Below are 7,793 nucleotides of genomic sequence, written 5' to 3'. Positions count from 1 at the left end.
GCCCGGTCCCATTCCGAACCCGGAAGCTAAGGCCACCTGCGCCGATGGTACTGCACTCGACAGGGTGTGGGAGAGTAGGACACTGCCGGAACATCCTTCGCGATAGGGGACCCTTATTTGGGTCCCCTATCGGCGTTTGTGGACTCGATACGAGTTCGGTACGCCAGGCGGACGATGCCCCGTCCTTCGTCCGTGGTTGAATTCTTAGTGGCGGGGCCATGACATCACTCCCCGGAGGACGGGGAACCTAGAGAGGGATCGCCGTGTCGGAACACAACGACGGACGGAAGCCTTTCCGCCGGGACGGAGACGCCCCCGGTTTCGGTCGGCCGACCGATCGCCCCCGTGGCGGACACGGTGACAATCGCGGCTCCGGCCGTGGCGAAGGCGGCGGCTACCCCAAGCGCGACGACGTCGGCCGTGGCGGCAGCTCCGATCGTGGTAGCTCCGACCGGGGCGGATTCCGTCGCAATGACGACAATCGCGGCACCGGCGGCTCCAGCCGTTCCGAGGGCCAGCGTGGCGGATACAACCGTGACGACCGCGGCGGCAGCTCCGACCGCGGTGGATTCAAGCGCAATGACAGTGGCGACCGCGGCGGCTACCAGCGCCGTGACGACGCCGGTCGTGGCGGTTCCAGCGATCGCGGTGGCTCCGGTGACCGTGGTGGTTTCCGACGCAACGACGGCGGCAGTGATCGTCCCTCGGGCGGTTACGGCGGCGGCGATCGTGGTGGATACCGCGGCAACAACGACAGTTCCCGTGGCGGTTCCGATCGTGGCGGTTCGTCCGATCGCGGTGGCTACCAGCATCGCGACGACAACAAGAGCGGCTACCCCAAGCGCGATGACGCGGGTCGCGGCGGTTACCAGAAGCGCGATGACAACGACCGTGGCGGTTACCAGAAGCGTGACGACAATGATCGCGGCGGGTTCAAGCGCAGCGACAGTGGCGACCGCGGCGGCTACCAGCGCCGTGACGACGCCGGTCGTGGCGGTTCCAGCGATCGCGGTGGCTCCGGTGACCGCGGTGGTTTCCGACGCAACGACGGCGGCAGTGATCGTCCTTCGGGCGGTTACGGCGGCGGCGATCGTGGTGGATACCGCGGCAACAGCGACAGTTCACGTGGCGGTTCGGGTGGCGGGTTCCGTCGCAACGAAGGCGACGACCGTTCGCGCGGCAGCTCGGATCGCGGAAGCGATCGTGGCGGCAGCTCGGATCGTGGCGGCTACCAGCGTCGCGACGACAACAAGAGCAGCTACCCCAGGCGCGACGACAATAAGAGTGGCTACCCCAAGCGTGACGACAAGGGCGGATACCCGCGTCGTGACGACAACAAGGGTGGCTACCAGAAACGCGACGACAACGATCGCGGCCCCAAGCGTGACGACGATCGTGGCAGCGGGTTCAAGCGTGACGCTCGCACCGCCGGTCAGGGCCGCTTCGTCGGTGAGGACGGCAAGCCGCTCAACGGCACCTACCGGGAGAAGCGCGCCGAGCGCGAAAGCGATGTGCTCGGTGTGGTCTCGGCAGCGGACTACGACACCGACGAGTCGACCAACAACGACAGCCCGGCTTCGTCGGGCGCTTCGGACAACACGTCCGCAGCAGCCGGCGACAAGCCCGTATCGGCAGCGCCCACTGAGCAGCCCGAGGACTCCTCGCAGCCGCCCGCGGCTCGGGTAGCCGACACGGACAAGGCCGCAACCGCTGATGCGGGTGCGGACAGCAGCGAAAACGACCGTCCTCGCAGTGCGGATCGTCCCCGTGACGAGTCGGGCGACAGCTCGGCTGCCGATCTCGACAACGGGACTCGTTCTGTGGATCGCGATTCCGATCGCGAGAACCAGTCCGGCACCGCAGCTGCCTCGGACCGTGACGACACCCCGCGTGACGATCGCGGCGATTCGGCGCGTTTCGCAGCCCCGCGTAGCACCGACCGTGACGATCGCCCCCGTGGCGATGCCGATCGCGGCGAGCGGCGTGGATTCGCCGATCGCGGTGTTCGTGCCCGTGACGACCGGTCACGCGGCGGCTCGGAGTCCGGTCCGCGTTCGGGTGACTTCGGTGGCGATGATCGTCGTCGCGGTGGTGAAGGTGCTCGGACCATGGGTGGACGTCCTGACGATCGTCGGGCGGCTCGTCCCGAGGAGCCGGATCTGCCCGAGGACGTGGTGGCCTCCGATCTGGATCCGGCCGTGCGCCGCGACCTGCTGAGCCTGGACAAGAACAACGCCGATTCGGTGGCCCGCCACATGGTGATGGCTGTCGAACTGCTCGAAGACGACCCGCGTCTGGCCCTGTCGCACGCTCGGGCCGCTCGTCAGCGGGCCGGTCGCATCGCGGTGGTTCGCGAGACCGCCGGTGTGGTGGCCTACCACGCCGAGGAGTGGGCCGAGGCGCTGTCGGAGCTGCGGACCGCGCGACGTATGTCCGGTGGTGCCGGGCTGCTCGCGGTCATGGCGGACTGTGAGCGTGGTCTGGGCAGGCCGGAACGGGCCATCGAGCTCGGTCGCAGCGAGGAAGCGCAGACGCTGGAAGGCGACGAAGCCGCCGAGCTGCGGATGGTCGTCGCGGGCGCCAGGATGGATCTGGGTCAGTTCGACCAGGCCGTGGTGACCCTGCAGGCCTGCGATCTGGATCCGTCTCGCACCGGTTCGCCGGCCGCGCGCCTGTTCTACGCCTACGCCGACGCGCTGGTCGCGGCAGGCCGCACCGATGAGGGCCTGCAGTGGTTCCTCAACGCCGCCGCAGCCGATCTCGACGACGAAACCGACGCCGAGGAGCGGGCAACCGAACTCACCGGCGACGCGCAGTAGTAGCAACACCGAGGCCGCAGGCCGGGAACTTCCGAGTTCCTGGCCTGCGGCCTTTTTGCGTGGGCGGTGCGGTCCGCGGCGCGCTGGGGGAGCAGTGCGTTTCCGCGCACACCGCGCACGAACACGGCCCCCATGCTCGATCATGAACGGTGCGAGGACTATTCGACAGCGCAGCGATCGAAAGCTGTCGGTGCCTTCGCCTAGGGTCGCAGATGTGCTCGACCCGGCAGTGACGACGGAGTGAGGGTGGATGAACCGGCTACGCGACCGATATGACGCTTTGTTGCTCGACCTGGACGGAACGCTGTACCGCGGGCCCGAGGTGATCGAGGGTGCGCCGAAAGCGCTTGCCCCGGACGGTGTTTCGGCGCAGCGGTTGGTGTACGTCACCAATAACGCCGCGCGCGGACCCGGTTCGGTGGCGCACCACCTGGACGAGCTGGGCTACCCCGCCACCGCCGACGACGTGGTGACCAGCGCGCAAGCCGCCGCCCGCATGCTCGCGCAACGTCTGAACCCCGGCGACAAGGTCCTGGTCGTGGGTACCGACGACCTGGTCGCCGAGGTGAAAGCCGTCGGCCTCGACCCCATCCGCCGATTCGGCACCCCACCGGCGGCGGTCGTGCAGGGTCACTCACCCACCACCGCCTGGCCGGACCTCGCCGAAGCGGCCTACGCCCTGCGCACGGGCGCGCTGTGGATCGCCGCCAACGCCGACCGCACCCTGCCCAACGAACGCGGCCTCGCCCCCGGCAACGGCTCGATGATCGCCGCGCTGTCCACCGCCTCCGATCGTGAGCCGCTGGTCGCGGGCAAGCCCTATGCCCCGCTGATGGAAGACGCGATCGAACGCGCGGGCACCCGCAACGCACTGGTCGTTGGCGACCGTCTCGACACCGATATCGAGGGCGCCAACGGCATGAGCCTGGACTCGCTGCTCGTGCTGACCGGCGTCAGCACCCTGGACGAGGTGATCACCGCCCCCGCCGCCCAGGTCCCGACCTACATCGCCGCCACCCTCGACGCGCTCAACCACCCCCCGCTGGCCGAACCGGCCGCACCCGCGGACATCGCGGAACTGTTGCGGGCGAACCCGGGGCGAGCGATACGGGTGCGCGCGGCCGATTCGGAAATCCGATAGCGTTGACGCCACGATGAGTACTGCGAGTTCACCGCCGAACGGCGCGTCACAGCCACCCCGACCCGGAATTCCGGTGCCGGGCGCTCACCTTCCCGGCGCGCAGCCGGAACCGGCCGACCCGAGCCGGATCACGGCCGAGGTCGACCAGTTGCTGGCCGAGCTGGGTCCGCGGCCTGCCGCCAGTCCGGCGGAGAACACCGAGACCGGCGCCGACATCACCCGCCGTGCCCGCATCCTCGAGCAGGCGCACGACGTCCTCGTCGACGCGCTGGCGACCGTGGACAAGATCTGAGGTGGCCAGACGAGCGCGGGTGGACGCCGAACTGGTTCGGCGCGGATTGGCGCGATCGCGAGAACACGCGGTCGAGCTGATCAGCGCGGGCCGTGTCCTGATCGCCGGCACGGTGGCGGTGAAACCGGCCACGGCCGTGGAGACGGGAACCCCGCTGATCGTGCGGGAAGAACCTGACGAGGTGTCGTGGGCCTCGCGCGGTGCGCACAAACTGCTGGGTGCGCTCGAGGCCTTCGAACCGGAGGGTGTCAGCATCGCGGGTAAGCGGTGTCTGGATGCGGGCGCGTCGACCGGTGGGTTCACCGATGTGCTGCTGAACAAGGGCGCGCGGGAGGTGGTCGCGGTCGATGTCGGCTACGGCCAACTGATCTGGCGACTGCAGAACGACGACCGGGTCCAGGTGTTCGATCGCACCAACGTGCGCAACATCACCCCCGAATCCATCAGCGGCACAGTCGATATCGTCGTGGGTGACCTGTCGTTCATCTCGCTGGCGCTGGTACTGCCCGCGCTGGCCGCCTGCGCGGCCGACGGCGCGGACCTGCTGCCGATGGTGAAGCCGCAGTTCGAGGTCGGCAAGGACCGGGTCGGTTCGGGCGGGGTCGTGCGCGATCCCGCGCTGCGGATCGAGGTGGTGTGCGATGTGGCCACGGCCGCGGCCGCGCTCGGCCTGCGCACCCTCGGCGTGGTGGCCAGTCCGCTGCCGGGACCGTCGGGCAATGTCGAGTATTTCCTGTGGTTGCGCAAGGTCGGCCCGTTCGACTACGACGCCGAGCAGGTGCGGGCGCTGGTCGCCACCGCTGTCGAGGAGGGTCCGCAGTGAGCACGCACGCCGACGGCAGGGAGATCCTGCTCGTCGCCCATCCCGGTCGCGCGGAGATCATCGAGACCGCGCACCGGGTGGCGAAGATCTTCGCCGAAGCTGGCATCTGCTTGCGGGTGCTGGCCGACGAAGCCGACAGCACCCGCTTCGAGGACGAAGCGGGATATCCGGTGCGGGTGGTGCCGCACAGCCCGTCCGCCGCGCAAGGCTGTGAGATGGTGCTCGCCCTCGGCGGCGACGGCACGTTCCTGCGCGCGGCCGAACTCGGCAGGCCCGCGGGCGTGCCGGTGCTGGGAATCAACCTGGGCCGCATCGGTTTTCTCACCGAAGCCGAAGCCGAGAACCTGGACGAGGCACTGTCGCAGGTGGTCGATCGTGACTACCAGGTGGAAAACCGGATGACCATCGACGTCACCGTGCGCGTGGATGACACCGTGGTCGAACGCGGCTGGGCGTTGAACGAGGCCAGCATCGAGAACGCGCAGCGAATGGGCGTGCTGGAAGTGGTGCTCGAAGTCGACGGTCGCCCGGTCTCGTCGTTCGGCTGCGACGGCATTCTCATCTCCACCCCGACCGGTTCCACCGCCTACGCGTTCTCGGCGGGCGGTCCGGTGGTGTGGCCCGAACTCGAGGCCATGCTGGTGATCCCGAGCAACGCGCACGCGTTGTTCGCGCGGCCACTAGTGACCAGTCCGGAGTCGTTGATCGCGGTGGAGACCGTGGCCACCGGTCACGACGCGATCGTGTTCCTCGACGGCAGGCGCACCCTCGCGTTGCCGCGGGGCGGGCGTGCCGAAGTGGTGCGCGGACAACAATCGGTGCGGTGGGTGCGCCTGGATTCGGCGCCGTTCGCCGACCGGATGGTGCGTAAGTTCCAGCTGCCGGTCACCGGCTGGCGGGGCAGACAGCGAACGGAAGAGCACTGATGCTGACAGAGATCAGGATTGACGGACTCGGCGTCATCTCCACGGCCACCGCCCAGTTCCACGCGGGTTTGACCGTGCTCACCGGCGAGACCGGTGCGGGCAAGACCATGGTCGTGACCAGCTTGCACCTGCTCAGCGGTGCGCGCGCGGACGCGGGACGCGTGCGTCTGGGCGCGGCGAAAGCCGTGGTGGAGGGTCGTTTCGTCGTCGATGACGTGAACGAGGCGGCGCGCGCGGCGGTCGGGGAAGTCCTGGAATCCGCCGGTGCCGAAGCCGATGAGGACGGCAGCGTGATCGCGGTCCGCACGGTCAACAGCGACGGGCGTTCGCGCGCGCACCTGGGTGGGCGCGGGGTACCCGCCGCGGTGCTGGGGGAGTTCACCTCCCGACTGCTGACCGTGCACGGCCAGAACGACCAGTTGCGACTGCAACGCCCCGAACAGCAACTATCCGCGCTGGACCAGTTCGCCGGTGACGGTGTCGCCGCACTGCTGCGCAAGTACCAGGTGCATCGCAGGTCCTGGCTCGACGCCCGCACGGAACTGCTCGAACGCACCGCGCGCAGTAGGGAATTGGCGCTCGAAGCTGACCGGCTGAAGTATTCACTCAACGAGATCGACGGCATCGCCCCCGAACCCGGCGAGGACACCCGGCTGACCGCGGAGATCCGCAGGCTCAGCGACCTCGATTCGCTGCGTGAAGCTGCCGTCGCCGCGCACGAGTCCCTGTCCGGTCCCAGCGACGCACCGGCCGACGGCGGTGGCGTGCTCGACCTGCTCGGTGGCGCCCGTGCCCGCCTAGAATCCGCCGACGACCCGGCCCTGGCCGCGCTTGCACCGCACTTGGGTGAGGCGATCGCGGTGGTGGTCGACGTGACCACCGAACTCAGCAGTTACCTGTCGGAACTGCCGTCGGATCCCAGCGCGCTGGACTCGATGCTCACCCGGCAGGCCGAACTCAAGTCGCTGACCCGCAAATACGCCCCCGATATCGACGGCGTGATCGCCTGGGCCGACGAATCGCGCGCACGCCTGGACTCGCTCGACGTGTCCGAGGAAACCCTGGCCAAACTCGCGGGTGAAGTCGAGATCGCCGCGGGCAAGGTGCGCGAAGCGGCCCGCAAGCTCAGCGCCGCGCGCGCGAAGTCGGCCGGAAAGCTGGCCAGCGCGGTGAGCACCGAATTGGGTGGGCTGGCGATGGGAAAGGCGCGCCTGGAAGTCCAGGTCCGCTCGATGCAGGCCGGCGCCCAGGACTCCGCGCCGCTGGATATCGACGGGGTGCTGCTGCACGCCGGGTCCAACGGGTGCGACGAAGTGGAGTTCCGGCTGTCCGCGCATTCCGGCGCGCAGTCGCTGCCGCTGAGCAAAAGCGCATCCGGCGGTGAACTCTCGCGCGTGATGCTGGCACTGGAGGTGGTGCTCGCCGGTTCCGATCACGGCGCGACCATGGTGTTCGACGAGGTCGACGCCGGCGTCGGCGGCCGCGCCGCGGTGGAGATCGGCAAGCGGCTGGCGCGCCTGGCCCGCACCCACCAGGTCATCGTGGTCACCCACCTGCCCCAGGTCGCCGCCTTCGCCGACACCCACCTGGTGGTGAACAAGTCCGATGACGGAAAAGGCAAGGTGGACAGCGGAGTTCGCACGCTGACCGACGACGAACGAGTGATCGAACTGGCCCGCATGCTCGCGGGACTGGACGACACCGAGACCGGCCGCGCCCACGCGGAAGAACTACTGGAGACCGCGCGCGCCGAGCGATTACCTGTCTGACGAACAGCGACGTCGCCCGCCGA

6 protein-coding genes and 1 rRNA gene are annotated in these 7,793 nt (G+C 69.0%); all 7 read left to right on the top strand.

Annotated elements, in window-relative coordinates:
- Positions 1-91 (top strand): 5S ribosomal RNA (rrf, locus tag ACFWU5_RS23470); the annotation flags it as partial.
- A gap of 1,729 nt (positions 92-1,820) precedes the next feature.
- On the top strand, positions 1,821-2,819 hold the full coding sequence (locus ACFWU5_RS23465) for a hypothetical protein (protein ID WP_379268849.1): 999 nt from the start codon (positions 1,821-1,823) through the stop codon (positions 2,817-2,819).
- A 250-nt stretch (positions 2,820-3,069) separates the two neighbouring features.
- Positions 3,070-3,960 carry an HAD-IIA family hydrolase gene (locus ACFWU5_RS23460; protein WP_379268843.1) on the top strand — a complete coding sequence of 297 codons (891 nt, stop codon included), beginning with the start codon at positions 3,070-3,072 and terminating at the stop codon, positions 3,958-3,960.
- Between the two features lie 13 nt (positions 3,961-3,973).
- Entirely contained in the window at positions 3,974-4,252 is a 279-nt protein-coding gene (locus tag ACFWU5_RS23455) for a hypothetical protein (RefSeq protein ID WP_379268842.1), read from the top strand.
- Position 4,253: 1 nt separating this feature from the next.
- Entirely contained in the window at positions 4,254-5,075 is an 822-nt protein-coding gene (locus ACFWU5_RS23450; protein ID WP_379268840.1) for a TlyA family RNA methyltransferase, read from the top strand.
- The gene (locus ACFWU5_RS23445; RefSeq protein WP_379245752.1) at positions 5,072-6,001 is read left to right on the top strand and encodes an NAD kinase; all 930 of its coding nucleotides are present in this window, start codon (positions 5,072-5,074) and stop codon (positions 5,999-6,001) included. Before ACFWU5_RS23450 ends, ACFWU5_RS23445 begins: the two co-directional genes overlap by 4 nt.
- Positions 6,001-7,770, top strand: a complete 1,770-nt coding sequence (gene recN / locus ACFWU5_RS23440) for a DNA repair protein RecN (RefSeq protein WP_379268838.1) — start codon at positions 6,001-6,003, stop codon at positions 7,768-7,770. The genes ACFWU5_RS23445 and recN overlap by 1 nt, the downstream gene beginning before the upstream one ends.
- The last annotated feature ends 23 nt before the right edge of the window (positions 7,771-7,793 follow it).

Source organism: Nocardia sp. NPDC058640, assembly GCF_042716995.1.
In the GTDB taxonomy this organism is placed as follows: Bacteria; Actinomycetota; Actinomycetes; order Mycobacteriales; family Mycobacteriaceae; genus Nocardia.
Note: the sequence above shows the minus strand (reverse complement) of the source record. Positions and strands in the feature narration are given on the sequence as shown.